The 25582-nt window shown below is 52.5% G+C and carries 24 protein-coding genes, 1 tRNA gene and 1 pseudogene; 19 read left to right on the plus strand and 7 right to left on the minus strand.

Going from position 1 to position 25582, the window contains the following annotated elements; translation table 11 throughout:
• The 8 genes from IE065_RS00420 to argF form a co-directional block, all read left to right on the plus strand.
• Positions 1-771: hypothetical protein (locus IE065_RS00420; RefSeq protein WP_229792026.1), on the plus strand; the 771-nt coding region annotated here is incomplete at its 5' end.
• A 163-nt stretch (positions 772-934) separates the two neighbouring features.
• Positions 935-1360: a 50S ribosomal protein L13 gene (rplM, locus tag IE065_RS00425; protein WP_189510644.1), complete on the plus strand. Its 426-nt coding sequence runs from the start codon at positions 935-937 to the stop codon at positions 1358-1360.
• A 14-nt stretch (positions 1361-1374) separates the two neighbouring features.
• Complete coding sequence (gene rpsI, locus IE065_RS00430; protein WP_189510647.1) at positions 1375-1776, plus strand: 30S ribosomal protein S9; 402 nt, start codon at positions 1375-1377, stop codon at positions 1774-1776.
• A gap of 106 nt (positions 1777-1882) precedes the next feature.
• Positions 1883-2920, plus strand: coding sequence for an N-acetyl-gamma-glutamyl-phosphate reductase (gene argC / locus IE065_RS00435; protein WP_189510651.1), 1038 nt, complete (start codon positions 1883-1885; stop codon positions 2918-2920).
• Positions 2921-2926: 6 nt separating this feature from the next.
• Positions 2927-4156, plus strand: coding sequence for a bifunctional glutamate N-acetyltransferase/amino-acid acetyltransferase ArgJ (gene argJ / locus IE065_RS00440; protein ID WP_189510653.1), 1230 nt, complete (start codon positions 2927-2929; stop codon positions 4154-4156).
• Between the two features lie 8 nt (positions 4157-4164).
• A complete protein-coding gene (gene argB / locus IE065_RS00445) occupies positions 4165-5082 on the plus strand; it encodes an acetylglutamate kinase (RefSeq protein ID WP_189510656.1) in 918 nt (305 codons plus the stop codon).
• A 12-nt stretch (positions 5083-5094) separates the two neighbouring features.
• A complete protein-coding gene (locus IE065_RS00450; RefSeq protein ID WP_189510659.1) occupies positions 5095-6291 on the plus strand; it encodes an aspartate aminotransferase family protein in 1197 nt (398 codons plus the stop codon).
• Positions 6292-6293: 2 nt separating this feature from the next.
• A complete protein-coding gene (argF, locus tag IE065_RS00455; protein WP_189510662.1) occupies positions 6294-7226 on the plus strand; it encodes an ornithine carbamoyltransferase in 933 nt (310 codons plus the stop codon).
• A gap of 52 nt (positions 7227-7278) precedes the next feature.
• Here the strand turns inward: argF and IE065_RS00460 are convergent.
• The 3 genes from IE065_RS00460 to recF form a co-directional block, all read right to left on the minus strand.
• A tRNA-Gln gene (locus IE065_RS00460) sits at positions 7279-7352 on the minus strand.
• A gap of 60 nt (positions 7353-7412) precedes the next feature.
• A complete protein-coding gene (locus IE065_RS00465; protein ID WP_189510665.1) occupies positions 7413-8168 on the minus strand; it encodes a sulfite exporter TauE/SafE family protein in 756 nt (251 codons plus the stop codon).
• Entirely contained in the window at positions 8168-9256 is a 1089-nt protein-coding gene (gene recF, locus IE065_RS00470) for a DNA replication/repair protein RecF (RefSeq protein WP_189510668.1), read from the minus strand. The genes IE065_RS00465 and recF overlap by 1 nt, the downstream gene beginning before the upstream one ends.
• Positions 9257-9392: 136 nt before the next feature.
• Here recF and IE065_RS00475 point away from each other — a divergent pair, with 136 nt between their 5' ends.
• On the plus strand, positions 9393-9806 hold the full coding sequence (locus tag IE065_RS00475) for a response regulator (RefSeq protein ID WP_189510670.1): 414 nt from the start codon (positions 9393-9395) through the stop codon (positions 9804-9806).
• Between the two features lie 108 nt (positions 9807-9914).
• On the opposite strand, the gene IE065_RS00480 is transcribed toward IE065_RS00475, so the two are convergent.
• On the minus strand, positions 9915-10340 hold the full coding sequence (locus tag IE065_RS00480) for a hypothetical protein (protein ID WP_189510673.1): 426 nt from the start codon (positions 10338-10340) through the stop codon (positions 9915-9917).
• A 128-nt stretch (positions 10341-10468) separates the two neighbouring features.
• Here IE065_RS00480 and IE065_RS00485 point away from each other — a divergent pair, with 128 nt between their 5' ends.
• The 6 genes from IE065_RS00485 to IE065_RS00510 all read left to right on the plus strand — a co-directional run bounded on the left by IE065_RS00485 (position 10469) and on the right by IE065_RS00510 (position 17667).
• Entirely contained in the window at positions 10469-11944 is a 1476-nt protein-coding gene (locus IE065_RS00485) for a glycosyl hydrolase family 17 protein (protein ID WP_189510676.1), read from the plus strand.
• Between the two features lie 102 nt (positions 11945-12046).
• Positions 12047-13417 carry an MFS transporter gene (locus IE065_RS00490; protein ID WP_189510678.1) on the plus strand — a complete coding sequence of 457 codons (1371 nt, stop codon included), beginning with the start codon at positions 12047-12049 and terminating at the stop codon, positions 13415-13417.
• Positions 13418-13483: 66 nt separating this feature from the next.
• Positions 13484-14581, plus strand: a complete 1098-nt coding sequence (locus IE065_RS00495; RefSeq protein WP_194499990.1) for a response regulator — start codon at positions 13484-13486, stop codon at positions 14579-14581.
• Between the two features lie 61 nt (positions 14582-14642).
• Complete coding sequence (locus tag IE065_RS00500) at positions 14643-15800, plus strand: glycerate kinase (protein WP_189510684.1); 1158 nt, start codon at positions 14643-14645, stop codon at positions 15798-15800.
• Positions 15801-15837: 37 nt separating this feature from the next.
• The gene (locus IE065_RS00505) at positions 15838-16635 is read left to right on the plus strand and encodes a peroxiredoxin-like family protein (RefSeq protein ID WP_200163146.1); all 798 of its coding nucleotides are present in this window, start codon (positions 15838-15840) and stop codon (positions 16633-16635) included.
• A 117-nt stretch (positions 16636-16752) separates the two neighbouring features.
• Positions 16753-17667, plus strand: a complete 915-nt coding sequence (locus IE065_RS00510) for an AEC family transporter (protein ID WP_189510687.1) — start codon at positions 16753-16755, stop codon at positions 17665-17667.
• Positions 17668-17969: 302 nt separating this feature from the next.
• Here IE065_RS00510 and IE065_RS00515 read toward each other — a convergent pair whose 3' ends face one another.
• Positions 17970-19277 carry a Gfo/Idh/MocA family protein gene (locus tag IE065_RS00515; protein WP_189510690.1) on the minus strand — a complete coding sequence of 436 codons (1308 nt, stop codon included), beginning with the start codon at positions 19275-19277 and terminating at the stop codon, positions 17970-17972.
• Between the two features lie 88 nt (positions 19278-19365).
• On the opposite strand from IE065_RS00515, the gene IE065_RS00520 reads away from it, so the two are divergent.
• A complete protein-coding gene (locus IE065_RS00520; RefSeq protein WP_189510693.1) occupies positions 19366-20148 on the plus strand; it encodes a helix-turn-helix domain-containing protein in 783 nt (260 codons plus the stop codon).
• Between the two features lie 70 nt (positions 20149-20218).
• Here IE065_RS00520 and ilvD read toward each other — a convergent pair.
• A pseudogene (gene ilvD / locus IE065_RS00525) lies at positions 20219-21935 on the minus strand (dihydroxy-acid dehydratase).
• Positions 21936-22301: 366 nt separating this feature from the next.
• On the minus strand, positions 22302-23342 hold the full coding sequence (locus tag IE065_RS00530) for a DUF481 domain-containing protein (RefSeq protein WP_189510696.1): 1041 nt from the start codon (positions 23340-23342) through the stop codon (positions 22302-22304).
• Between the two features lie 180 nt (positions 23343-23522).
• Here IE065_RS00530 and IE065_RS00535 point away from each other — a divergent pair, with 180 nt between their 5' ends.
• Genes IE065_RS00535 through IE065_RS00545 form a run of 3 tightly spaced genes read left to right on the plus strand, consistent with a single transcriptional unit; the run spans position 23523 to position 25574 of the window.
• Positions 23523-24452: a glutathione S-transferase family protein gene (locus IE065_RS00535; protein ID WP_189510699.1), complete on the plus strand. Its 930-nt coding sequence runs from the start codon at positions 23523-23525 to the stop codon at positions 24450-24452.
• Positions 24442-24864 carry an acyl-CoA thioesterase gene (locus IE065_RS00540; RefSeq protein ID WP_189510702.1) on the plus strand — a complete coding sequence of 141 codons (423 nt, stop codon included), beginning with the start codon at positions 24442-24444 and terminating at the stop codon, positions 24862-24864. The genes IE065_RS00535 and IE065_RS00540 overlap by 11 nt, the downstream gene beginning before the upstream one ends.
• Positions 24865-24890: 26 nt before the next feature.
• Positions 24891-25574, plus strand: coding sequence for a hypothetical protein (locus IE065_RS00545; RefSeq protein ID WP_189510705.1), 684 nt, complete (start codon positions 24891-24893; stop codon positions 25572-25574).
• Positions 25575-25582: the final 8 nt, after the last annotated feature.

Here is a 25582-nt window from a genome sequence, read left to right on the forward strand (position 1 = left end):
GAGCAGCCAAACCAACCCGGCGGTCAACCCCGCCAACTCAATTTGCAAACCTTGGCCACCCAATTAATGGGCGGCCTACAGCGCCATTTTGATATGCTGGCGTTTCATTTAGCCGCGCAAGACTGCGTGACTGAAGAGGCCTACCAGTCCCGCGTTACCGCGACCAAAATGATGCCTGCCCCCCCCGCTCACCAGAATTTCGAGCAAATGCAGGCATACGCACTCGACCTGATGCAGCGGAACACCATCGGCGATGTGCTGAATCTCTGCGTCGCCGGTCTGAATAATTACCATATTTTTCTAGCCGCCATTAAATCCCAGAAGGAACACGGTCAAAGCGCTGAAGGCCAGCAACAGGTCAACCAGACACAACAAGAGTTCCTCAAGGCCCAGATCGACGCCAAGTTTAATACCCTCGAAGAAAACTACGGCATTCTCTGCGAGCTGGAAGACACCATCATCTCGCTCGGTTTCGCAATCCAGGCAATGATGCAACACCAAGGCCTCGTCCAGCCCGCCCATCTTGATGACCAGGGCGAGCTCGCCTTCGACCTCAAATGTGTGGAACTCATCAACGAGCCCGCCTCCGGCGAACCAGCCCAAGGGCGCCTCGTCGACGAGCGCAAAGTCCTCCGCGAAGGCGACAAGGTTTACTTCACCAAGCATGAACTCCAGCTTTTGCTACTGACCGCAGGCTCGTTCCTCGACCAGCTTTACAAAGCTGTGGGCCGCTACGCACAGGAAAACAGCCAAGGCCAGCAAGGTGCCTAACCTTGAGACCCAACAATTTTTGAATTCTCTGCCAAATATCCGCAATGGCTGTGACAGCGGAATCTCTTGCCGCCTTTCGGTGAGAGAATACTCATAATTCTGATGGAAAAGGGGTTGACAGAGGGGCCTGTTAGCCTACTTTCTCCGCTTTTCCCTATTTTCGATGAAGACAACTCTAGCAAAAATTGACGCCGACAAGAAGTGGGTGCTCGTAGACGCCGAGGGCAAAGTCCTGGGCCGACTCGCTGTGGAAATTGCGAATATCATTCGCGGTCGCCACAAGCCACTTTACACGCCGCACCTGGACACGGGCGACTACGTCGTGGTCATTAACGCCGAAAAGGTCGTCGTAACTGGCAAGAAGGAACAGGACAAACAATATATGTTCCACACCGGTTGGGTCGGTAATGAATACCGCCGCAATGTCGCACACTTCCGTGAAAAGAAGCCTGCATTTTTGATCGAGAACGCCGTCAAGGGTATGCTCCCACGCAACAAGCTCGCTCGCCACATGATGAGCAAGCTAAAGGTTTACGCTGGCACAGAGCATCCTCACGAAGCACAAAACCCGCAACCGCTCAGCAAATAATTTAGTTACCTCTCATGACCGAAACGCAAACCGTTTTTACCGCTGTTGGCCGTCGCAAGACCTCCTCTGCACGTGTGCGCCTGATTCAAGGTGGCACCGGCAAGTTCACCATCAATGGTCGCACCTTTGAGGACTATTGCTTCTCTGAATCGATGCAGCGTGGCGTTGCCCGCCCACTCGATATTACCGAGAGCAAGACCGATTTCGACGTGGTAATCCTCGTCGAAGGTGGTGGCCCAACCGGCCAGACCGGTGCTATGGCACACGGCATTGCCCGCGCTCTCCAGAAATTCAATCCGGAGCTGCGTCCTGTCCTCAAGAAAGCCGGCCTTATTCGACGTGATCCTCGCATGAAGGAACGTAAGAAGTCTGGTCAGCCCGGCGCACGCAAGCGTTTCCAGTTCTCCAAGCGCTAAGCAACACGCGAAGGTTCTTCACTTTTCGAACCCTTCTGTGGCCGTTGCCTAGGAGGGTTTTTGCATTTTTACTATTAACGTCACGCAAATTTTTTCTTTTCCCGCCATGAAACCAGTCAATGTAGGCATTGTCGGTGCCGCCGGATACTCCGGCGAAGAACTGGTGCGGCTCATTGCCGGCCATCCACATACGAACCTGACTGCAGTGACCTCTCGGTCGCTTGCGGGCCAGCCCGTGGTGGATGTCATGCCTCGTTTCCGGGGATTATTGCCAGCCGATTTCACTTTTACCACATCTGACTCACAGGCCCTAGCGGAGCGGAGTGATATCGATGTTTTCTTCTTGGCCCTCCCCCATGGCGTTGCCGCCGAATACGCCGAGGCGCTTGTCGCAGCGGGTAAGAAGGTCCTCGATCTCTCGGCAGACTTCCGGCTTAGCTCTACGGAAACCTATTCGGAGTACTACGGACAGCCCCATCCTGCGCCCGATCTTTTGAGTCAAGCCGCCTATGTGATCCCCGAAATCACAGCAGCTGATTGGCAGAACGCGAAGATGATTGCCTGCCCAGGTTGCTACCCGACCAGCGTCATCACCCCCCTCGCCCCCCTTCTCAAGGCCGGTTTGGTGGATTCCAACGGCATCATAGTCAATGCAATGAGCGGTGTCAGCGGCGCTGGCAAAAAACTCGCTGAAGACTATCTTTACTGTGAGCGCAATGAGTCTGCGAAGGCTTATGGCGTGCCAAAGCATCGGCATTTGTCTGAGATCGAGGAGCAACTCAGCAATGCTGCTAGCAAACCGGTAATTATCCAGTTCACTCCACACCTGGTGCCAATGAAGCGGGGTATCGCAACGACCATCGTCGCCAAGGCCAAGCAAACCGGAGTCGATGCCATTTACTCGGCATGGCAAGACGCATACGGGCAACGGCCATTTGTTGGGATACTACCCAGTGGTAAAACGCCTGACACTGCACACGTCACTGGCACCAACCGGATCGATTTTTCCGCTGCCTACGATCAACGGACTGGCAATGTCATCATCACCAGCGCCGAGGACAATCTCCTCAAAGGTGCCAGTGGCCAAGCGGTCCAAATCATGAATCTTTGGCTCGGTTTCCCTGAAACCACCGGCCTCTTGTAACAAGCCATGAGCGACGCTATCCAGGTAAATGATCCTTCTCCCGGTCTCGGCGACGTGCCGGGATTTCTTACTGCGGGCACCGCATGCGATGTCCGTAACACAGGCAAGGAGCGCCTCGACCTCGCGCTCGTTTACTCGCCCACCGCATGCACCGCTGCGGGCGTCTTTACGACCAACGACGTTAAAGCCGCGCCGGTACTCGTCGACCAAGAGGTCCTTGCAAGCGGGAAACCCATCCATGGTTTTGTCGTCAATAGCGGCAACGCCAACGCCTGCACTGGCACTCAGGGCATGGCTGATGCACGGGAAATGCTCACCCTTTCTGAGCAAGCGGCAGGTGCCCCAAGTGGCTCATTTTTCGTTTGCTCAACAGGCCGAATTGGCCGGGTCATGCCCATGGCAAACCTTCGTAAGGGTATTGCCAATGCGGGTTCAGCGCTGGATAGCTCGACCACACAAAGCGACAAGGCGGCCAACGCGATCCTCACCTCCGACACGAAACCCAAGACTGTTACGACACGCTTTGTTTGGCAAAGCAAGACCATCACAGTTTCCGGTATGGGCAAAGGTGCAGGCATGATTGAGCCCAACATGGCCACCATGCTTGCCTTCATTGCGACCAATGCATCCGTGGCCCAGCCCCTGCTGCAGCAGGTGCTTATCGCTGCAAATGCTCGTTCCTTTAACGGCATTACGGTGGACGGCGACATGAGCACCAACGACACTGTTCTGCTCCTCGCCAACGGCATGAGCGGCATCGAAGTAGCCAGCGAAAACGCCGAACTTCTCTCACTTTTCCAAGAAGCCGTTGACATCGTGTGCCGGAAGCTGGCAGAGAAAATTGTCGGCGACGGCGAGCGGGTTACCAAATTTGTCCGGCTCTTCATCAAAGGAGCGCCAACACCGACTGCTGCCGAAAAAGTCGCCCGGGCAATCGGCAATTCCCTGCTTGTTAAAACCTCGTGGTTTGGCAGTGACCCCAATTGGGGCCGGCTAATGGACGCAGCTGGCTATGCGCGAATCGGTCTGATTGAAGAAAAAATCGATCTATTCTACAACGATGTGCCAGCACTGCTGCAAGGAATGCCGCAAGATGCCAACCTTGCTCAGTGGAAGTCGATCGTCACACAGAAAGAATTTTCCATCACGCTCAATCTCAACCTTGGCGAGGCTGGCTTCGACCTGCTTGCAACCGATCTTTCGACCGGTTACGTCGACTTTAATAAATCAGAATAAACCACACCATGTCAGCTGACACTGCGAATTCCCCCGCCGTTCTCGACGGCATTGACATCACCACCAAGGCAAAAGTCCTGCTGGAAGCCCTGCCCTATATCCAGCGCTTCCGCGGCTCCATCTTTGTGGTGAAGTATGGTGGTAGTTTCATGGACGACCCCGATCCCGAAGTGCGGACTCGGGTAGCGACAGACATTGTTTTTCTCGCTTCAGTCGGCATCAAAGTTGTGGTCGTGCATGGCGGCGGCAAAGCGATCTCACGCGGAATGGAAGAAGCTGGCCTCAAACCGGTTTTCACCAATGGCCTGCGGGTAACGGATGAAGCTGCGATCAAGATCGTCGAAAAAACGCTCAATGGTCAGATTAATCTGGATATCTGCGAGCTCATTCAACAAAAGCACGGTCGCCCGCTCGGCATTCCCGGCAATAATGTTTTCCTCTGCGAAAAACAGCGCTCTTACGATAACGAAGGCAACGAACTCGATCTAGGCTTTGTCGGCTCTATTAAATTCGTTAAGGCCAAGCTGATCAAGAAAGCGCTCACTGATGGTTATACGCCCATCATCTCCCCCGTCGCGCTCGACGACAACGATCAAGCACACAACACCAATGCCGATATCGCAGCAGCAGCGGTTGCCTCTGCTCTACGCGCACGTAGACTCGTTTATCTCTCCGACGTGCCTGGTCTGCTGAGTAACCCCAGCGATCCGAGCTCGCTCATTTCTACCCTTCGCGTCGACGAAGTTGCGCCGTTGAAAGCCAATGGAGTCATTGGAAAAGGCATGATTCCTAAGGTAGACAGCGCTGTTCATGCCCTCAATAACGGCGTGCATCGCGTCCACTTTGTCGATGGACGCGAACCACACAGCATCCTGCTAGAAATCTTCACCGACCGGGGCATTGGCACGGAAATCGTCAATCGCTAATTTCACTTCGTCATGGCTACGACCACCTCACTTTACGAACAATATGTTTTAGGGAACTACGGCCCGCCCAGTTGCACTCTCGTGCGGGGCGAGGGTGTGCATGTCTATGATGATTCCAATCGCCGCCTTCTGGATTTCGGTTCAGGCATTGCGGTAACTGCGATCGGGCACTGCCATCCCCATTGGGTGGATGCACTGCAAAAGCAAACCGCACAACTCGGCCACATCAGTAACCTTTACGCTCATGAGTCCCAGGGCCGCCTCGCTGAGAAATTAGTGAAAATAGCTGGGCCTGGCCGCGCATTTTTCTGCAACAGCGGTGCCGAAGCCAACGAAGCACTGCTAAAGCTTGCCCGCTTGCACGGACGGAAATTATCCGACGGTCAGGAAGGGGTGCGCTATAAAGTCATCACTGCGGAGAACGCCTTCCATGGGCGGACATTCGGCGGCATGGCGGCCACACCTCAAGAGAAGATCCAAGGCGGATTCCGCCCGATGCTTGAGGGCTTCTCCCACGGCAAGCTCAACGATCTGAACAGCTTTGCCAGTAAGATAGACGCACAGACCGCCGCTATCATGGTCGAAACGATTCAAGGCGAAGGAGGCATTAACTCATGCACCAGCGAGTTCCTCCAAGGCCTGCGTAAACTCTGTGACGAGCACAATTTGCTTCTGCTGATTGACGAAGTCCAATGTGGCATCGGACGGACAGGCCAGTTTTTTGCTTATGAAGAATCTGGTATTAAGCCGGACGCCATTGGCATGGCCAAAGGCCTCGCTGGTGGATTCCCCATTGGTGCGGTTTGGATTGCCGAAGAGCACGCGGGGCTCTTTACACCAGGCTCGCACGGGACTACGTTTGGCGGTGGCCCACTCGCCTGCACGGCAGCTCTGGCGACACTGGATGTCATCGAACACGAAGACTTGCTGAGCAATGTGCAGCAAAACTCCGCTCCTTGGATTGCTCGCCTGCAAACCTTGATCCGCTCCTACCCCAACCTCGTGGATGAAGTCCGGGGCCGCGGATATATGGTTGGTCTTGTTCTGAAAACCGATCCACGGCCAATCGTCACGCTGCTGCGCGACGCTGGGCTCGTCACCATTCCTGCTGGCGGCAATGTCATCCGCTTGCTACCGCCTCTCATCGCGACTGAAGAAGACCTACAGACCGCGACCGATATTCTCTTCAAAGTCCTGTCCGGAATATAATCATGAAGCATCTGCTGAAAGTTACCGACCTGTCCATCGATGAAATCGGCGAAGTGTTCCGGTTGGCTGCTGCCTACAAACGTAATCGCGCCGTCACCCCCAAAACACTCGAGGGGCAGAGCTGGGGCATGATTTTCTACAAGAACAGTACGCGGACAAGGGTTTCATTTGAAGTCGGCCTACACGAACTCGGTGCCCACCCTCTGGTGCTCAGCTCAAGCAATACCCAGCTATCACGTGGAGAAAGTGTGGCCGACACCGCTCGAGTGCTCTCACGCTATGTACACGGTCTAGTCATTCGCTGCTATGACCACTCGATTCTCGAAGAATTTGCGTCAGCTGGGAACATCCCGATCATCAACGCCCTCTCCGATTTCACTCATCCTTGTCAAATTTTGGCGGATCTGTTTTCCATGGCGGAAAAATGGACAGAAGGTGACGATTTCCTCGCCGCGCTGGCAGGCCGCAAAGTTGCATTCTTAGGCGACACCAATTGCAACATGGCTAATTCCTGGCTACTTGCAGGGGCACACCTTGGGGTAAACGTCGCTCTAGGTGGCCCTGAAAGCCTAGCTCCCGGCACCGAAGTCCGCTCCGTGCTCGCCGCAATGGGCAAATCGGTGGACGGACATTATTTTACGGATCCACACATTGCTGCGCAGAACGCAGATGTCGTTTACACCGATGTCTGGGTCAGCATGGGTGCCGAAGCCGAACAGGAAGCACGCCTACAGTCACTGGCACCCTATCAAGTCAATGCGAGTGTAATGGCGGACGCTAAGCCGGATGCCCACTTTATGCACTGTCTACCCGCGCATTTGGGCGAAGAAGTCTCTGCTGACGTATATGAAGGAGCGCAGTCGATCGTTTTTGATCAGGCTGAAAACCGGCTTCATGTGCAAAAAGCGATTCTCTCGCTGCTAGCTGGCAAATAGCCTAATTCAACATGAGATGCATTTGCATCTCTTTTTCAAGACTTTGTCTTGATGGCAGGCCCACAGGGACTCGAACCCCAACTAAAGGTACCAAAAACCTCTGTGCTACCATTACACCATGGGCCTACGTAAGCGGTGTAAGTTACAACTGATCCTATTCTCGTCAAGCTCCGAACTGAGGATTTTTTAAAAAATCAGGCGAATGCCCGCAAACACAATAACCGCCCAGACCAGCCACTCGAACTGCCTTTGAGGGATGTATTTGACAATGCGCGGAGCGATCAAGCAGGCCACTGCCGCCACTGCCCCCAGTAACAGGCTGACCCTGATCGACGTTACGTTCACGTTGCCCAACTGCGCCTGAAGCGGAATTTTGAAGAAATTAATGAGGAAAAACAACCACGCCGAAGTCCCAATGAAGGCAAATTTGGGCAGGCGCACAGCCATTAAATAAAAAGCCGCCACCGGGCCAGCCGCATTAGCAAGCATCGTCGCCAGCCCCCCCCCTACTCCGGTAGTCCAGATAAACCATTTGGTGTGCGGCACTGAGTCCTCCCCTTCGTGGTTTCGCATCATCCATTTACGGCCAAAATGCAGCCCTGTCATCAACAGCAGCAGGAAGCCCATCACGATTCGGAATTCGTTTGCGGGTATGATGTGGAATAGCTGCCAACCCAGCAATACGCCAACCGCCATCGGTGGAAAAAGCCGCCAAACATGCCCCCAGTCAGCGTTGCGCCGATAAATGATAATCGCGACGGTATCGCCGCAGAGCAAAACCGGCAGGAGATAACCCACAGATTCCTTGGCACCAAATACTTCCGCAAATATCCAAATACTGACATTGCCTGCGCCTGGAAGCCCGCCTTTGGCCAAGCCAATCATCGCCGCCCCAAGAGCTGCAAACAACCAATCACCCATGCTGATGCCCAGAAATTCCATTACCGTACCGCTGCTGCTTCGTCTTCGAAAATGCCGTCTTTGACGTAAATCACCTTCCAGCTTCGCGCATCGCCAATTGGCGGCTCAGTGCCCGTGGCGATAACCTGCAAATCTGGGCCAACTGCGCGCCAAAAGCCAGCACGGCGGCTTGGATCAAGCTCTCCAAGGACATCGTCAGCCAGCACAACTGGCGCAATGCCGCTACACGCTTGGAAATACCGTAATTGAGCTAAACGAAACGCCACCACCAGCCCGCGCTGCTGTCCATCCGAGGCGAATTCACGCGCAGATTTACCTTTAAGGCGAAACGCTAAATCATCGCGATGAGGGCCACGTTGGGTCGATCCAAGCGCTTCATCCCGCCGAGTTTGCTGCTCCAGCAAGCTCAGGAACGCATCCGCGTCCAGCGCCGTGGCATCTGCTTTGTACTGTAACTCTGGCGCTTCATTTACTTCGCACAGTTGCTGATAGCATTCGATGAGGGATGCGGAAATTCGCCCCACTCCAATCTTGCGCGCCGCGATCAATTTGACTGCTTCAGTCGCCAAAAGGCGTTCAAAGGGGCGACGATTCGCGGTGGGCGCTCCGTCTTTCAGCAGCTTATTTCGGTCGCGAAGTGCGCGGTGGTAGCGTGAAAGCGTTGTAAAATAATCGGCGTCGGTCGCGGCCAACGTCAGGTCCAAAGCTCGGCGGCGCAGGCCCGGTGAGCCGCGTAGTAGCTGGATGTCTTCCGCCGAAAATACGACCGAAGGGAACTGGCCAATGAAATCTGCCAAACGGCTAACCGACTCCCCGTCCACCTCAATCTGCTTGGTACCGCTAGCCAAAGTCAGCGTTATTTCAGTTTCGCCGCGACGCTCGTGCTCCAAACGAAAAAAAACGCGCCCCTTCGCCTGACCTTGTCGAATCAACGGCCGAGTTTCAGTCGTGCGGAATGAGCGGACGGCAGTCACCAACCCCGCCGCCTCCAGCAAATTGCTTTTGCCCTGTCCGTTGTCACCGAGCAGGAACACACTGTCAGCGGATATATCCACCGCTGTGAGAGCGATGTTACGAAAATTTTCAGCGTGAAGTCGGAGCAGGCGCATTGGTGTCAGAGAAGCAGGGTGACAGTTGAACAATCTAAAGCAAGACGATCCAATCAATACCAACTGCCATCGATTTACTGTAATGAGGCATCGACATACTGACCTTTGAGAGTGTAATGTTCATTGATAATTACTCATGAAAAGCATCTATGTAATCGAAGATAATGAAATATTATTGGATCTCTTAAAGAGTTTCTTGGAGACTGAATTCAGCGACATGACCCTATTAGGGTTTTCCATCAATGGTGCTGATGCCATGCAGAAATGTCTTAAACTAAAGCCCGATCTAGTTATTGCAGACGTGGAGGTCCCCGAGGTGAATGGATTAGAAATTCTCCATCTGCTCAAAATGAAAATCCCTGAAACAAAGATCGTTATTTTCACCGGCAAAACAGATACCGAAATTATACGAATTGCTAATCATGGGCATGCAGATGGCTTTGTTAGCAAAGCATCTGGATTAGGCGAATTAGAAAATGCCATCCGGGCCTTGATAAAAGGCGGAAGCTACTTTAGCCCAGATGTTTTTGGCAAAATCTCTCGCGAGTAATTCAACCCGGTGGGATTACCAAAAGTTGGTAGAGAACGGCATCAAAGGCTATCCAGCGCATTCTTGCCGATAACTTTGCCACTCTCCTGCTGTGTCAAATGCCTTGGTTTACATCCGAATATTACTCGATTGTGTTTCTGAGTCGTCGTTGGGTTTGACGATGACCATGCCATCGCGAAAATCCCACTCATAACCAGTCTTCTGGCAAATAATTTCCAAGGCCGAGCCTAACTTTACATTGCGCAAAGAAAGCTTCACCACAGGCTCTTGGCTCTTATCCTTGGGCGACATATAAATGAACCGCACACCCGTAACCACGGGGCCGGGATCGTTCTCCACGGACTCTTTTTCAAGATACGCAATAACTTCGGAAAGAGGTGTATTCTTGAACTTCACTTCGGGTATTCGAATGAGGCTCAGTTTTTCGTTAGTGACCGTATTGGGGTTGATTTCGTCGTCAGCCAAAGCCGTAGGAGACAGCCCGCAAATAGTCCAGCCACATAGCATGGCGAACAGCATTAGCATTTTCTTCATGGTTGTAACAAACTAAGGGTTATCGTTAAACTGTCATATACCCTCATTGCTAAATTTTCTCCCTAAATTAGATTACTGAGCTTGCTAAATCGCTAAAAAATACAAAGAATAGACCTACCCTCCTAGCCATGAAAGCACTACTCATCACCACTTTTTCACTCATATTCGGTCTGACTGCTCATTCAGCAATTGTTTCAGATTATTCAGGGGCTTCTTACAGCCCTTATTCCATCCGCTATACCGACAACTCACAAATCAAGGGCTTCGGCGATTATAACGTCGGCGACATAACCGGCGATTTGCAGTTTATGCAAACCAACGGTATTACCCGCATCAAGACCTACGATGCCGGTCTGACCCAAGTGCAGCCTTTCTCTCAAATCCAGGCCTATATCACCAATTTCAACGCAATTAATAGTAATCCAGCCGGTGCGAGTAGCAACATTCAGACGATGAACGACCCATTCGCAATCGGGGGTGGCGCGATTACTGGAAACAAGTGGATTATGAGCCAGGCAGCAGTTGCCGGTTTAGACGTCTATCAAGGCACTAATGTCAGCAGCGGCATGCTTTCAGTGCCCACTGGCACACAGACCAATCAAACTGTCACCTTGCTAAACAGTGATGGCACGACCACCCGCAACGTCAATGTCACGCCAAATAGCTACTCTTATACGGATTTCAGTGGTGCCACAAAGAACGTCACCTACACAATGGCCCATTGGGACATTGAGCTGGCTTTGATGAATATCGCCAACGGCAAAATCCAGATCCAGCAGCCAGCAAGCTCAGGCGGTAATTACACGGCCACTCCACTTGGTGGCTTGAACACTGCCAACGCAAAGGCCCTGATCATCGGCAACGAAGTACTCTCCACTGGTGGATTGACCGCCCCAGAAGTCGCTCAATACATGGCATTCGCCAAAGCTCGACGAACTGACTATGGACTGACCGAGGCCGACCTCCCCATCACATCCAGCACCAATAGCCCTGGCAACTGGCAAGGTGACATGGCCACCGACGTGCTCCCTTACGTAGACGGTGTTCTTTTCTACAATACCTATGGTTTTCCTTTTAGTGGAGGCGAGGCCTCCAGCGGCCCAGGCGTCACCCCAGAAAACGGCATTGAAAACGTAGTCATGACCCAAACTGACTTTGCGGCATGGCTCGCAACCAACGCCCCCACCGTAACCGCAATTCTAGGCGAGCACGGTTGGCCTTCGGACTCGCTCGATAATGGCGACAATAGCTTCAATATAACCAATGAAAAAGAATATTTCCTGGGTGACGGCTCAACCTACGAAGGCGCTCTCAAGCAGTTGGCAGCGATGGGGTTAACGAACTTCCTCTTTGAAATGTTCGACGAGCCTTGGAAAAATTCCGGTAATATTGGAAGTTCCGAAAACCACTTTGGCATAGCGACCGCCACTCAGCAGGCAATGCGGGAGAACCCCGCCACAGATCCCTCACAATATCCTGAGGTACGGACGATGAAGTTCACCGGTTTATCCGACGAGCTTGGATCTGCGATTCCCGAGCCCCGCTACTACGCCATGATGCTGGGTGCCGTTGTTCTGGTTATCTGCTGGCGGCGACGGAAGTAAATTTGCCAAGGGCTCTCAAGCCCCCCCCCCCCAGAAAAATTTTCCATCATTGGGACGCCATCTGACTTGACGCCGTCGCCCTAATTGCCTTCGGGTGACAACGTGGAAAATAAGGAGCAACGCAATTTGCGGCTGGGCATACTGGAAGGGCTCCTGGCCACGCCATGGATGCTGCTCTCGCTGCCTGCTGGTTTCATCATTTCAGGCCTGCTGACGCTTTACTATGACGTTTCGCCTGTAGTCTATGGCATTATCGCTTCCTTGCCCGCATGGAGCAATGCCCTACAGATCGTGCTAACGCCCGTCGTGGCCAAATTCCTCAATGCGCGCGACCTCGCACTGGTCTTGTCGTGGATGAACCTTGGCCTTTGGTGCATGTTGGCTGCGGTGCTGGGCTACCTCCCCCCCGAAGACTCCAAATCCGCTGGCCAAGTTTTTCTAATTTTCTTCTCCCTGGCCGCGCTCAGCCAGTCACTCGCTGGCGTAGGATGGACAGCCTGGGTACAGCAATGGACCCCCACGAAGGTACGCGGGGCGTATTTTGGGAATCGTAATCGCCAGATCAGCATCGCAACGGTAGGCTTCCTGCTGATCGCCATGGGCACACTAAACTGGTTTGGCGAGTCCATTTGGGCTTACCAAACGCTGATCATTGTGGCGCTACTTTGCCGCTTCTTTTCGCTCTTGTGGCAGCATTTAATCGTAACCCCACCAGAAGCCAACGGCACGCTGGTGACCGAGGGATGGCTGCGAGAGCTGGCTGGCCTGCGTAAGCACAAGAACTTCCTCTTGCTGATCGCTTTTGGATCTTGGTGCGGTTTCTGGATGAGCCTAACCGGGCCCTTTATTCCACGGTTCGTATATGAGCACCTCTCAGTTCTCCCTTGGCAGTTTGCACTGGTAAACATCCTCGCCACACTTTCTGGCGCACTGACCCTGCCACTGTGGGGCAAAGTCATAGATCGGCATGGCTGCATCCCCGTAATGATGATTTCCCTGTCCCTCTGGCAGGCCCAAAATTACCTGTGGTGTATTCTAACGCCCAGCCTGTCTTGGCTACTCTATCCCATGTGGTTTTGGGGCGGCATGGTTGGTAACGCTTACCTCCTTGGACTTTTTAACTTAATTTTTAAAATCATCCCGAAACAGGGTCGCACTGCCGCTATCAGTGCCAATATTGCCGTGACATCCGTCGCCGCTGCCATTGCCCCGGTTCTCGCCGGCCAGATTATAGAAATGAGCGAGTCATTGGGCTGGCCAATTCTGACTGTTTACCGAATCGGTTTCGCTCTGGGACCTACTTCCTTACTGCTTTCATTGCTCATCTTACGCAAAATCAAGGAGCCTGAAATCGATGGAGAAGGCTCAGTAATGGGAGCCATGCGAAGCGTTCGACAGATTCTCCAAATCCAAGGTCTGAACTTCCTCGCCAACGCCAGTTTCGTTAGCCCAATAATAAAGCGGAAGAAATAATCCATGTGAGCCCATTAAAAAGGGATTCATCATAACGCTTGCCGTCATGGGGGTGATTTTTCTAATGTGCAGAATACGAAACTCACTGCGATGGCTCAGGTACTAATAGTTGACGATATAGAAGGTGTTCATGAGATGCTCGATTTGGTGTTCGAAGATACTGGCATCGAATTACATCATGCTCTCTCTGGGGAAGACGCGGTTAACGTCTTCTCTGCCAACACTATCGACCTTGTGCTTACGGACATTGAGATGCCTGGCATGTCTGGATTGGAACTTTTCTCAGCGCTCAAGAATGTGGACGAGCGAGTGGTGGTCGTCATGATGACCGCTGCAGAGTCCCGCGATTTTGTGCTCAAAGCCCTACGTCTAGGCGCTTACGATTACATTGAAAAGCCTTACGACGAAGACGAACTAATCGACGTAGTCCAACGGGGGATTGTAGAGCGACAACAGCGACTACATGCCGCAACTGTGGATGGCAATAATCCCGAGCTCATAGACGAGATGGAGCGCTTGCGCGAGGAGTTGAACTCTTTTGAAGAAGCGAAAACCGAGAATGAACGCCTCGCTGCCGAGCTCGAGATGGTCCGCAACGAGTTAACCGACCGCAAAACACATGACAAAGCCCTCAAGCAAAAGCTCACAGAGCTTGAGCTTAAAGAAGGTGCCATGAAGACCATGGAAAACGTCATGAAGGAACGCATGAATGCGTTTAAATCTGCGGAAAGAGAGCAATCCGGCGGGGGTATTTCAGTCGAAGCTCAGGCCGAGCTACAGCGTCTGAAAGAAGAACTCGAAATGAAGGAAACAGAGCTTCAGAGCATGGAAACCAGCATTCAGGAGCGTGAACTGTTCCTTCAGGAAAGCGAAGAAAGCCTCTTTGAAAAAGGCCAGCGTCTACAGGAAATCGAAACCGAGCTGGAGCAGCTACGAGAAGACCTTGGTAAACAGGGCGCACGTAGTGGTGCCAGCGGTGGTGAAGGTCTATCGGCGGAAGAACTTAGCGAACTCGAAAATATGCGTTCCCAAATTAAGGAAAAAGAGGAAGAACTCGTGGCTCGTGAACGCTCTCTGGCAAAAACTGAAAGGCTGATCAAGGCGCGCGAACAATTTTTGGCCCAGAGCGAAACCATTTTATTTGGCGATAAGGAAGACGAATAATCCATCGCCTCTAACTACTGTTCTCTTTCCGCTGCCCCGATAAATCCGGAGCTCACTAACTATGCACATTCTGTTGGCATTTGATAAGTTTAAAGACTCAATGAACGCCTTTGAGGCCTGCGCTATCGCGCAAGAGGCACTACTCAAAGCGCATCCCAATTGGGAAGTCACCGTGGCACCACTAGCCGATGGAGGCGAAGGCTTCTGCCGCATCCTCACTCGCGCTTTATATGGGGAACTGATCACCAAGCCCATCATTGGCCCCCAACTTGAGCCATTGAAGGCCGAAATGGGATACGTGGACTCCGCCAAGGTGCCACCCAGCGTCAAAAAAATGCTTGGCCTGCCCTCTTTCGGCAAAATTGCCATTATCGAGATGGCACAAGCCAGCGGACTCGAGTCCATCCCCATCAAAGCGCGTGATCCCTGGATCGCTACCTCCTACGGTACGGGCCAGCTCATCGCCGAAGCAGCCGACACTGGCGCAAGCGCCATCATTCTTGGCGTTGGCGGCAGTGCCACCATTGACCTCGGTCTTGGCGCACTTGAGGCTATCGGCTTGGAATGCCTTGATGAGAAACACGACACGATGGATCACCTCGTGCCACGAGATTGGCCGCGAATTTCCCGTCTGCGCGGCGAAATCTGGCCACACATCCCCCCAATTTTCATCGCCTGCGACGTCCAAAACCCTTTGCTCGGCCCCAATGGTGCCGTAAATATCTATGGCCCCCAAAAAGGACTTACTCCGAGTGAGATTCCTACTTTCGAGAAGGGATTGGGCGATATGGCGAAGAAATTCTGCAGCTTTTTTGGTAAGGACCGTACTGAAATGATGCGACCTGGATCTGGTGCCGCCGGTGGTATTACATTCGGCCTCTCGGTCGCTTGCGACGCCCAGCTCGTCCCCGGATACGACTTGGTGGAAGCTTGGCTTGATCTGAAGAAGAAGATCGCCGCCGCTGATTTAGTCGTAACAGGTGAGGGTCGTTTCGATTCCAGTTCATTGCAGGGCAAAGGCCCCGGCTCCATCCTCAAAGAAGCCGCGCGCCAAGGAAAGCCAGCGAAAGTCATGGCGGGCATCATAGAGAGCGGTCTCAAACTGCCTCCCAAGGCGACTGGCGACGTGATTGCACCGTCAAATTATACCCGCGAACGCTCCATTGCTGATGGCAAGAAGCTCTTGGCCAAAAAAATCTTCGAAGTTTTTTCTCAATAATCAGAAAGGATTTACTCAATTAATCGACTACACGACCATGATGAAAATTTGCTCTCCATGCCTAGCCATTAAACTTTCGGCCCTTGTCCTTCTCGGCTCGCTCTATCTAGGTAGCGAAGCTTTGGGGCAATCATGTTGCGCAAGCGAAACCAAGACCACGCAAATCCCAAGCCTACAAAAGGATCTTGATGACCGCGCGGACAAATTTGCCGCCACTGCGCCAGAGGGCATGAAGCAGACGTTCGCAAATGGCCTGGACCACGTCGCAAAATCCGGAGTGCTCGACACGGCAAAAAAAGCTGGAGACACTGCGCCGGACTTCACCTTGCCCAATGCCAACGGAGAGGAAGTCAACCTATCGGCATTACTCAAAAATGGACCGGTGGTCCTTGTCTGGTATCGTGGTGGCTGGTGCCCCTATTGCAACATGCAGTTGCACGCCATGCAGGAAATATTGCCCATGCTACAGAAAGCTGGCGCACAATTGGTCGCCATTAGCCCAGAGTCACCCGATAAAACCCTCTCCACCAAAGAGAAAGACGAGCTGGAATTTTTCGTACTGAGCGATATGGGCAACGTAGTCGCAAAAAAATATGGTATCGTCTATAAGCTTGATGATGCCACACACGAAATTTACGAGAATCGCCTCAAACTTTCGGAATTCAACAAAAACAAATCCGGCGAGCTTCCGTTAGCAGTGACCTACATTGTTGACCAAGATGGCGTAATTGCCTGGGACTTCATCAATTCAGACTATAAGAAACGTGCTGAACCTGCTGAAATACTTAAAGCGGTCCAAGCGCTGAGCACGGAACAATCCGTTCCCGCGAGTTAAGAGGTAAACGAAGAGGCGGGGTTGATGCAACGACTCGCCTAAAATAATTTCGACACGGAGCGCCCACTCAACAGGGTGAATGGCTTGCTCGGGTTTACGGACTTATTTTTCGCGATTGTGCCAGTGTTTCTGCTAATGAGCAGCGGCGGGCTAGCACGTGCCTTAAAATGGATCAATGACGCCGGTGAGCAGGCATTACTGAAGCTAGTCGTTAACCTGCTTTACCCTGCATTCATTTTTTCTGCCGTCGCAAATAATGAGTCCCTACGAATGAAGGGACTCATTATCAGTGCGGTGCTGACTGGATTTCTCTTTGTGATGATTGGCTACGCGCTCTGCTATTTTGCCGCACCACTCTTCGGCATGAAGGAGAACGCCGAGCGGCGCACGTTCAGTTTCACTGGAGGTATATACAACTATGGCTATTTTGCTATCCCCGTGTGCACACCGCTTTTTGGATTAGAAACCGTAGGCGTTTTACTCGTTATCAGTGTGGGGGTTGAGCTAGCGATGTGGAGCTTTGGTATACTAATCGTCAGCGGAGAATTCAATCGGCGAAGTTTGAAGCGAATGATTACACCGCCATTAGTGGCGATTTTAATCGCGATACCAGTCAACTTACTGGGTGTCACGGAGATCATTCCTGGTTTCGTCGAGAGCACCCTCGATTTACTGGGGAGAAGCGCGATCCCCATCGGATTGATCATGATCGGTGCCACGATGTGGCAGCTCATGACGAAGGAACCGCTATTTACTCGACCTTCCATTGCCTTGGGTGCTTGCTTGATGCGACTAGGCGTACTTCCGCTTGTTCTCATCACTGCCTACGCTTTTATCCCCTCCCCCCTCCCCCTGCGTGAAGCGGCATTAGTCCACGCAGCAATGCCTTGCGGTGTCCTGCCCGTTGTCCTAACCCGTGTCTATGGAGGCCGGACGAACATTGCTCTCCGAACGGTTGTCTCCACTTGTCTGGTCAGCCTGATAACAATACCGCTTTGGATCAAATTCGGAATCAGTTGGTATGGTTGGTGACATACCCCCCTCCCATGTTCATGTTATTATTTTCCACAAAGCCTAGCTGGATTTACATGGAAGAAACGCCAGGTAAATCGGCACGCTAAGGAACAAGATAAACATGACGTCGTACTGTAGCTCGTAACTGTGATTGCAACAGCTATATCGCCAACGAGATTGCGGTCCAATTGACGTCATTAATCTGGAAGCCGAAGTTTACTTTGTCCAGTTACATGCATTGAATCACCGACGCCGTGACAGTGCTCACCGGCCCGGACTCCGGCAAGCACATTGCGAGCCAGCATGACTAGCGCTAGCTATCAGTCAAAACTGACGAGATCTGCAATCTTCACTGGAAGACCAGTGGCAAAAGACTGATTGGCAGCAATACCCGTCAAAATCGATGTAGCACCATCACGGAAACCAGCCGCACGGCCTAACGGATCCTTAGTCGATTTCGAGGCAAAGAGATCCGCTAGTAAAAGTAAATCACCGCCGCCGTGTCCGCCCTCTCCCACTGCAAAATCGACATGATAAGGTTTTTCCCAATGCGGAAACACTGTCAGCCGAGTGCTAAATGTGCAACCATCTGAGATGTGTCCGTTACCTGCACTGATATACGATTTTTCCATTTCATCCAGCTCCAGTCGCCCTTTAGTCCCGTTGAAAGCGATGCGATAGCCTTCCCAGGGTGAATAAGCCGTCAATGAATAAGACATTTGAGCGCCATTACGATAGCGGACAGCCAAATTCATTGTATCTTCAATGCTAATACCATCACCAAAGACATTCTGGTCGCGCAAGTAACCATCCTCCTGCTCAGCTTCCAGGTAAAGTCCTTCGAGATTCTCTCCATCACGCAAGCTCTGTGCGAAAGGATCATCTTTGGCCGCATCTGAATCTGTCGCGCGGTAATACGGACGATAATTGCCATGCTGTTCGCCATTCGCCCGACCGTAGAATCCAAGTGATCCGAGGCCAAAGACATTAACGGGTTCACTGCCTAGCCACCAATTTACTAAGTCAAAATGATGCGTCGACTTGTGTACCATCAATCCACCAGAGTTGCGTTTGTCGCGATGCCAACGGCGGAAATAGTCGGCCCCATGTTTTGTGTCCAGCAACCATTCAAAGTGAACAGACTTCACCTCACCGATTGTGTCGGCCATCAGCAATTCCTTTACTTTGCTGCGTGAAGGAGAATAGCGGTAGTTAAAAGTGACACGAACATTTCGCCCGGTTTTTTTAGCGGCATCTATAATGGCTTGGCATTTCTCCGTGTCGATGGTCAGCGGTTTTTCCGTAATAACATCACAACCAAGCTCCATTGAGCGAATAATATAGTCATGATGAGTGCGGTCCATCGTCGTAACGATTACAAAGTCTGGCTTTTCTTTTTCAATCATCCGATCAAAGTCTTTCGCCAAATATGTTTTGAGCGGCTTTACTCCCCATTTCTCCTGATAGCTATTGTTATGAAACTCTAGGCGCTTCGAATTAAGGTCGCAAATTGCAGACAGCTTACAGTTACGCTTGTATGTATTCAATAAGGCATCAGCGAACATAAAGGCGCGGCCCCCAGTTCCGACAATAACGTAACGTTTCTTCGTGGTTCGTTTTTTATTCATGTCTATATTATAGCGTTTACTTTACCCATGTGAATAGCCCTACCAATCAATCAGTTGACATTTTCGCTCATCGAATGAAGCATAACGTATGCTCTGCTATCTCGGAAGCGGTTCACGTTTTTATGGAGAACAGCCCGTTCATATTCAGGCGCGGCCTTATTGGGAATTTCAAGCTGTCCTAAGTGGTGTTGTTGGTATGCAACTGCCGGGCGAAACTGCTAAGTTACATTCCCGCCAGCTTTGGCTAACGGCTCCCGGCCACGCTCATGGGTGGACTGGAAAGTCTGGCCAAGGTGCACGTGTTGCCGTCTTCCATTTCCTTTCCATTCCCGAATTGGTAAAGCAGCAACTGAATCAAATCTCCTGCTTAGAAACAACGCTATCTGCGGCACAGTGTAATCGGCTACGTGAATTATCTGAGAATATAGCAGGGTCTTGGCGCTCTCCACAACCCGATATGCTATTGCGTCATGAGCATCTGCTGCTGGAGCTCAGCTTGCTCGTTTGTGGATCAAACAGCGAACCATTTGGCCGAGATGCTCTCAATCGGAAGCGGGTCAATAACGCGTTGAACTGGTTTCATTTGAATATGCATTACAATCCGTCTCTCAACGAAATCGCCAATGCTGCGGGCAGCTCACCTGCTCACCTGCGGCGTCTGTTTCATGAGATCATGCAAACATCTCCCAAGAAGCTTTTTGACCAGCTACGTTTCCAGCGGGCAATACATCTGATGACGGATCAATCGGCCAAATTGGAATCCATCAGCCAAGACTGCGGGTTCCAAAGCGCCAGTGCCTTTTCCCGCGCCTTCAAACAAAAATTCGGATGCAGCCCAGAACAATGGCGAGGTAAGAAAAAGCTCCATTAAAAAGCCCCTTCTTTACCTCACGATGAATCCTGATCCCTACGAACTTTTTTTGGGGGGGGAGGCTGAGCCGTTAGAACAAATCTTTGTCCGTCACGGCACCTTCGCTGGCAGTGGCGACGAGCTTGGCGTATTTGGCCAGCACCCCGCGAGTCTCTCGGGGGGGGGGGGGGGGTATAAGCCGCCATGCGCGCGTCATATTCCTCGTCGGGAATGAGCAGACTGATCGAATTTTTGACCGCGTCGACTTCGATTTGGTCGCCGTTTTTGACGATGCCAATTGGGCCGCCACAAGCCGCTTCAGGAGTGATGTGGCCAACGTCAAAACCGTGGCTTCCGCCCGAGAATCGACCATCAGTGATCAGCGCAACTTCCTTGATGAGGCCACGTCCGGCAACGGCAGCTGTCGGGGAAAGCATTTCGCGCATACCTGGCCCACCAACGGGGCCTTCGTTACGGATGACCACTACGTCGCCGCTCACGACATCACCGCGCAAGATTCCTTGCAGCGCGTCTTCTTCGTTTTCGTAAACCTTGGCCGGGCCCTTGAAGTGGAGGCCTTCTTTGCCGGTAATTTTACCCACGGCACCGGTTGGCGCGAGGTTACCGCGAAGGATGCGCAGGTGTGTGTCGGGCTTGATTGGGTCGTCCCAAGGACGCACGATGTCTTGCTTGTCCGGATAGGCTGGATAAGGCTCAACACCAGCCAAAGACTCAGCCATCGTCTGTCCGGAAACCGTGAGGCAATCGCCATGCAACAGGCCGCGATCCAGCAGGACTTTCATCAACGGACGAATACCGCCAATGCGAATCAAATGGCTCACATTATAGCGCCCAAAGGGCTTCACGTCGCAGAGGACAGGCACGCGTTTGCCGATTTCGGCAAAATCATCAATGGTCAAGTCAACCTCTGCCGCATGCGCAATGGCGAGCAGGTGCAGGATAAGATTCGTCGAACCACCGAGCGCCATGCCTACGGTAATCGCGTTTTCAAAGGCCTTGCGCGTCATGATGTCGCGGGCGGTCACGCCCTGCTCCAGCAGCTTGCAAACGGCCTCACCCGCGCGGGCGCAGTCTTCGCGCTTGGGTTTGCCAATGGCAAGTTGGGCCGAGGAATTTGGCAAACTCATGCCCATCGCTTCAATCGCGCTGGCCATGGTGTTGGCGGTATACATACCACCGCAGGAACCGGCACCAGGAATGGCGCTTTTTTCCACGCACTTCAGGCCCTCATCGTCAAGCTCGCCGCGGGCGTGGCGGCCAACCGCCTCAAACACCGAAACGATATCGAGCGCGTCTTTCTCCTCTTTGTCCTGGGGAAGAAAGCCAGGTAAAATGGTGCCGCCGTAAACAAAAACCGATGGGCGATTCAGCCGCGCAATGGCGATCATGCAACCGGGCATATTTTTGTCACAACCACCGATGGCCACGAGACCGTCAAAGCCCTCCGCCGCAACGGCGGTTTCGATGGAGTCGGCGATGACCTCACGCGAAACGAGCGAGTAGCGCATCCCGGCAGTGCCCATGCTGATCCCATCAGAAACGGTGATCGTGCTAAAGTTCACTGCCTTGCCGCCAGCGGCGTTCACACCGTCGGTCGCGTGTTTGGCCAGCTCGCCCAAGTGCATGTTGCACGGAGTCAGATCGCTGGGGGAAGATGCCACCCCAACTTGCGGCTTCTTAAAATCATCGTCCTCAAAGCCCACAGCACGGAGCATGGAACGGGCGGGCGCACGGTCGCGGCCGTCAACAACAACGGATGAATGTTTGCGGGAGTTTTCTAAAGCCATAGCAAAAGTAGCATGCCCAAGCGTAGGCGCGTGAGGCGAGCAAAAATATTGCCGACCGGCAGACAGCGATTCGCCGCCCAAGGAGCGGGGTAATGAGTTGATTGGACAGGTGGATGGAATTGGGGATATTGGTTTCATGTCCCCATATTATCATGCCCCCATCTTACTGGCAATGACTCGGCTTGTTCAGTTGGGTCGGCTGGCTCAGTTGGTTCCATTGGGCAACTTTTTCGGCAAAAAAACGCCTCCAAGGCCCAATCGATATTATTTTTCGGCCTTAATTAATAGTGAGCACGAGAAAATAGCTCCCGATTCCCCTGAAACGCCCGAAAGCTGACACATTTTTTCTAATTGGTGCGTTAATGCTCAAATATCTACGCCCAAGCCGAGTGAAAGAGTCACGTCGTTTTTACTGGGCACGCTGCCATCAGCCTTGGCCATTGGGTCTTCCACCCGGTCTACTTGCAGCATAATGAAGACGTCGAAAATGGTCGTAATTTCATATTCCAGCGATGTCACCAGATGCTGTGTGAGTAGGCCGGATGCTCGATTGGTTAAGGTGGCCTGATAGTTGAGTTTATAGGTGAGATCATCGGTAATGTCGGCATCGAAAGTCGTCGTAAACAGCGCAGCCGGGCTTTGCGCCTCACTGTCTTCACCGGGCTGCACAGTGCTGAATACCGTGTATTGATAGGCTGGCCCGATCTGGATTTCCCAATCCATTTTTTTCGTATCCACGAGCTTGTAGCCGATACCAGCGCCCAGCGTTAATTGCATATTTAAATTTTGGAAGGGGTCGCGGTAATACTCGCCATCGAAGGGGCGCACGAAAATTCGCTCGTCGAAGAAATAGTCAAAGGAGGAACTAACCCGGTGGTTATTGGCGGATTCGACGTCGTCGGTCTCGGAGTAATTCCCGATGTAGGAAAGCTTCAGGCGCGTTGTTGCGGTGCGGCGTGCCAATTCAATCGCGCCCGTATAGCTGGTCTCGTTGGTGTTGCCCGTCTGATAGTCTGCGCCAATCTTGGCATTAAGCTCCCAGCGATCCCATTCATCATGAGCGACCGGGGCAATGGAGACCACCTTGTCGCGCTTCACCGTTTCACCAGTTTCAGTGAAATGCATTTCGCCATCATCCAAAGTCACTCGCCCGCGATGAACGGTACGATTATCCAGCCGAACGCCCATTGGCCCACCGAAACGCACTTCCTTGATGTCCGACCAGTCAATGGTGAGGACGCCGAGCTTGTCGCTATCGAACTCGACCGAATCATTATACATATATCGAAAAGTGCCCTTGAGCCACTCGCCCGAAGTCAGCTCGATCCAGTCAAACGCCTCGTCCACCTTTGGCGGTGGAGGTACCCACGCCGTATCGTCAGCATACCCTGCCGAATGAAAAAGCACCGTTAGCACTAGCCCAAGCAAACAACTTCTGCCAAAATTTCTAAATTGAATATATACTCCCACGCTCGCGTGATCGAAACCCCCAACGCTCGCCTGTCAACGAAGATTCGGATAAAATCGCTTCGCCGGTCTCGCATTTGTAGATTGCCGTAATCAGATACATGGAGATGATCTCAAGTCATGGCACAATTTCCCGATGAAGCCGGCCAAGACGGCTCCTTTCAACGGCAACCCGACGAGTTCCGCGAGTGGGTAAAGACTGAAGGCGAATTCACGCCTGAGCCTAATCGCTACCAACTCTACATCTGCAAAGCTTGCCCGTGGGCGCATCGCTCCTGGATCGTGCTGCGATTGATGGGGCTAGAGCACGTGGTCGGCGTCAGCGTGGCGGACCCAATTCGCACTGACGATACTGGCTGGGCCTTTCGCGAAGGTGACGGTCATGGGCCAGACTTGGCCGAGGGCTTTCACTTCCTATCTGAAGCCTACCGTGCGACGGCACCCAATTTCAGTGGCCGCGTCACCGTGCCCGTTCTGTGGGACAAGCAAACACGCCGCATCGTCAACAACTCCGAGGACGATATTTGCCGCATGTGGGCGACCGTTTTTGAACCGCTTGCGAAACATCCCGTGGACCTCTTCCCGGAGGCCATAGCCGAGGAGCAAAACGCCCTCAGCGACTTAGTTTACGAGCACATCAACAACGGCGTTTACCGCGCTGGATTTGCAGATAAACAATCCGCCTATGACCAAGCCGTGACAAAGCTCTTCGTGGTGCTGGACCAGTTGGAAGCGCGGCTGGCACATGGAGGTCCGTATCTGTTCGGTGAGCAAACCGTGGAAACTGATTGGCGGCTTTTTTGCACGCTGATCCGGTTCGACGCAGTTTATCATGGCCACTTCAAGTGTAACCTCCGACGCATCATTGACTACCCGCATTTGCAGGATTACCTGGAGCGACTTTACCGTCTGCCCAGCATTGCCGAAACCGTGAATTTCGACCACATCAAGCGCCATTATTACGTGACTCACGACGACATTAACCCGACGCAAATTGTGCCACTCGGCCCCAAGGTCGTGATTCGTGCGGAGATCAAAAATGCCGACTAGCCAAGCAGGCGTCTTTACGCACAATTTTTCAGTGACCACAGAGGCGATCGACGGCAATAACCACGTCAACAACGTCGTCTATGTGCAATGGATGCAAGACGTCGCCATTGCCCATTCAACCGCCAGCGGTGGATTCGCGGCAGTTGAGGCATCAAGCGGCACGTGGGTTGCGCGTTCGCATCACATCGAATACCTCAAGCCCGCATTGCTGCGCGATGTCCTCTTGGCTCGAACTTGGGTGGCCGATGTCAGCAAAGTGCGTTCGCGGCGACGTTATCAATTCCACCGCGAGTCCGATGGCGCGCTCATTGCTCAGGGTGAAACTGACTGGGTTTTTGTGGACACAGAAACTGGCCGCCCAATGGCAATCCCAGAAAGTGTCCGCGCATGCTATCGCGTTGTTGAAAAATGATTACGACCTTCTAAAGTCATTAAAGAATGAGCACGGAATCGTTCCAACGAATTAATAAACCTGCGGAGGAAAATCTTTCGGCAGAAGAACAAGCAATTCGCCAGATGGAGGAACATGCCGAGCTGCTCACTCGCGGAAAACTGCTCAAGCATCTGCGTAAAAAGCACAAACTCACCGGATGGGCACTACAGGAATTTGCCATGATTGCCAGCGAGGTCTCGGAGATAGAAACTGGCATGCACGAACACGGCGTTTTGACTAAGGCGAACTGGCGATACAAGACAACCAAACAATCCGGTGCCAAAGTAGTCGCCAGCCTCCTCATTGGCCTGTTCGCCGCCCTCATTCCCGGAGATGAGGAAATCAAAATCGAATACACCACGGTACATCGCCTTGAGCATTCAACGATCCGTTGGTATTTCTGGCGCAAAATTTTGCTCACTTTCCTTTACGTCGTCATGATCGCACTTGGCACGATCTCAATCATTTGGCTGATCATCGGCGTGGCGCTCCTGCTGGATCGCACGGCGACTCAAGAGGAAAAAATGTGGGGTTTCATTCCGCTAATCATCTCTCCGCTCTGCTTCTTCATCGCCCATAAATTAAAGAAAAGCATCATCCCGCCGATGCTGCGTATTTACGGCGGCAATCATTTCGAGCTGGTTTCGCTCAAACCGGCGGAACCAACCTCACTCGCAGACATTCGTTAGCAGCGCTC

Source organism: Cerasicoccus arenae, assembly GCF_014651635.1.
GTDB classification, from domain to species: domain Bacteria; phylum Verrucomicrobiota; class Verrucomicrobiia; order Opitutales; family Cerasicoccaceae; genus Cerasicoccus; species Cerasicoccus arenae.

Excerpts from the sequence above, each read along its gene's own strand:
- rplM (WP_189510644.1), top strand. The coding sequence starts at position 935 with ATGAAGACAACTCTAGCAAAAATTGACGCCGACAAGAAGTGGGTGCTC.
- rpsI (WP_189510647.1), top strand. The coding sequence starts at position 1,375 with ATGACCGAAACGCAAACCGTTTTTACCGCTGTTGGCCGTCGCAAGACC.
- argC (WP_189510651.1), top strand. The coding sequence starts at position 1,883 with ATGAAACCAGTCAATGTAGGCATTGTCGGTGCCGCCGGATACTCCGGC.
- argJ (WP_189510653.1), top strand. The coding sequence starts at position 2,927 with ATGAGCGACGCTATCCAGGTAAATGATCCTTCTCCCGGTCTCGGCGAC.
- argB (WP_189510656.1), top strand. The coding sequence starts at position 4,165 with ATGTCAGCTGACACTGCGAATTCCCCCGCCGTTCTCGACGGCATTGAC.
- IE065_RS00450 (WP_189510659.1), top strand. The coding sequence starts at position 5,095 with ATGGCTACGACCACCTCACTTTACGAACAATATGTTTTAGGGAACTAC.
- argF (WP_189510662.1), top strand. The coding sequence starts at position 6,294 with ATGAAGCATCTGCTGAAAGTTACCGACCTGTCCATCGATGAAATCGGC.
- IE065_RS00465 (WP_189510665.1), bottom strand. The coding sequence starts at position 8,168 with ATGGAATTTCTGGGCATCAGCATGGGTGATTGGTTGTTTGCAGCTCTT.
- recF (WP_189510668.1), bottom strand. The coding sequence starts at position 9,256 with ATGCGCCTGCTCCGACTTCACGCTGAAAATTTTCGTAACATCGCTCTC.
- IE065_RS00475 (WP_189510670.1), top strand. The coding sequence starts at position 9,393 with ATGAAAAGCATCTATGTAATCGAAGATAATGAAATATTATTGGATCTC.
- IE065_RS00480 (WP_189510673.1), bottom strand. The coding sequence starts at position 10,340 with ATGAAGAAAATGCTAATGCTGTTCGCCATGCTATGTGGCTGGACTATT.
- IE065_RS00485 (WP_189510676.1), top strand. The coding sequence starts at position 10,469 with ATGAAAGCACTACTCATCACCACTTTTTCACTCATATTCGGTCTGACT.
- IE065_RS00500 (WP_189510684.1), top strand. The coding sequence starts at position 14,643 with ATGCACATTCTGTTGGCATTTGATAAGTTTAAAGACTCAATGAACGCC.
- IE065_RS00505 (WP_200163146.1), top strand. The coding sequence starts at position 15,838 with ATGATGAAAATTTGCTCTCCATGCCTAGCCATTAAACTTTCGGCCCTT.
- IE065_RS00515 (WP_189510690.1), bottom strand. The coding sequence starts at position 19,277 with ATGAATAAAAAACGAACCACGAAGAAACGTTACGTTATTGTCGGAACT.
- IE065_RS00520 (WP_189510693.1), top strand. The coding sequence starts at position 19,366 with ATGCTCTGCTATCTCGGAAGCGGTTCACGTTTTTATGGAGAACAGCCC.
- IE065_RS00535 (WP_189510699.1), top strand. The coding sequence starts at position 23,523 with ATGGCACAATTTCCCGATGAAGCCGGCCAAGACGGCTCCTTTCAACGG.
- IE065_RS00540 (WP_189510702.1), top strand. The coding sequence starts at position 24,442 with ATGCCGACTAGCCAAGCAGGCGTCTTTACGCACAATTTTTCAGTGACC.
- IE065_RS00545 (WP_189510705.1), top strand. The coding sequence starts at position 24,891 with ATGAGCACGGAATCGTTCCAACGAATTAATAAACCTGCGGAGGAAAAT.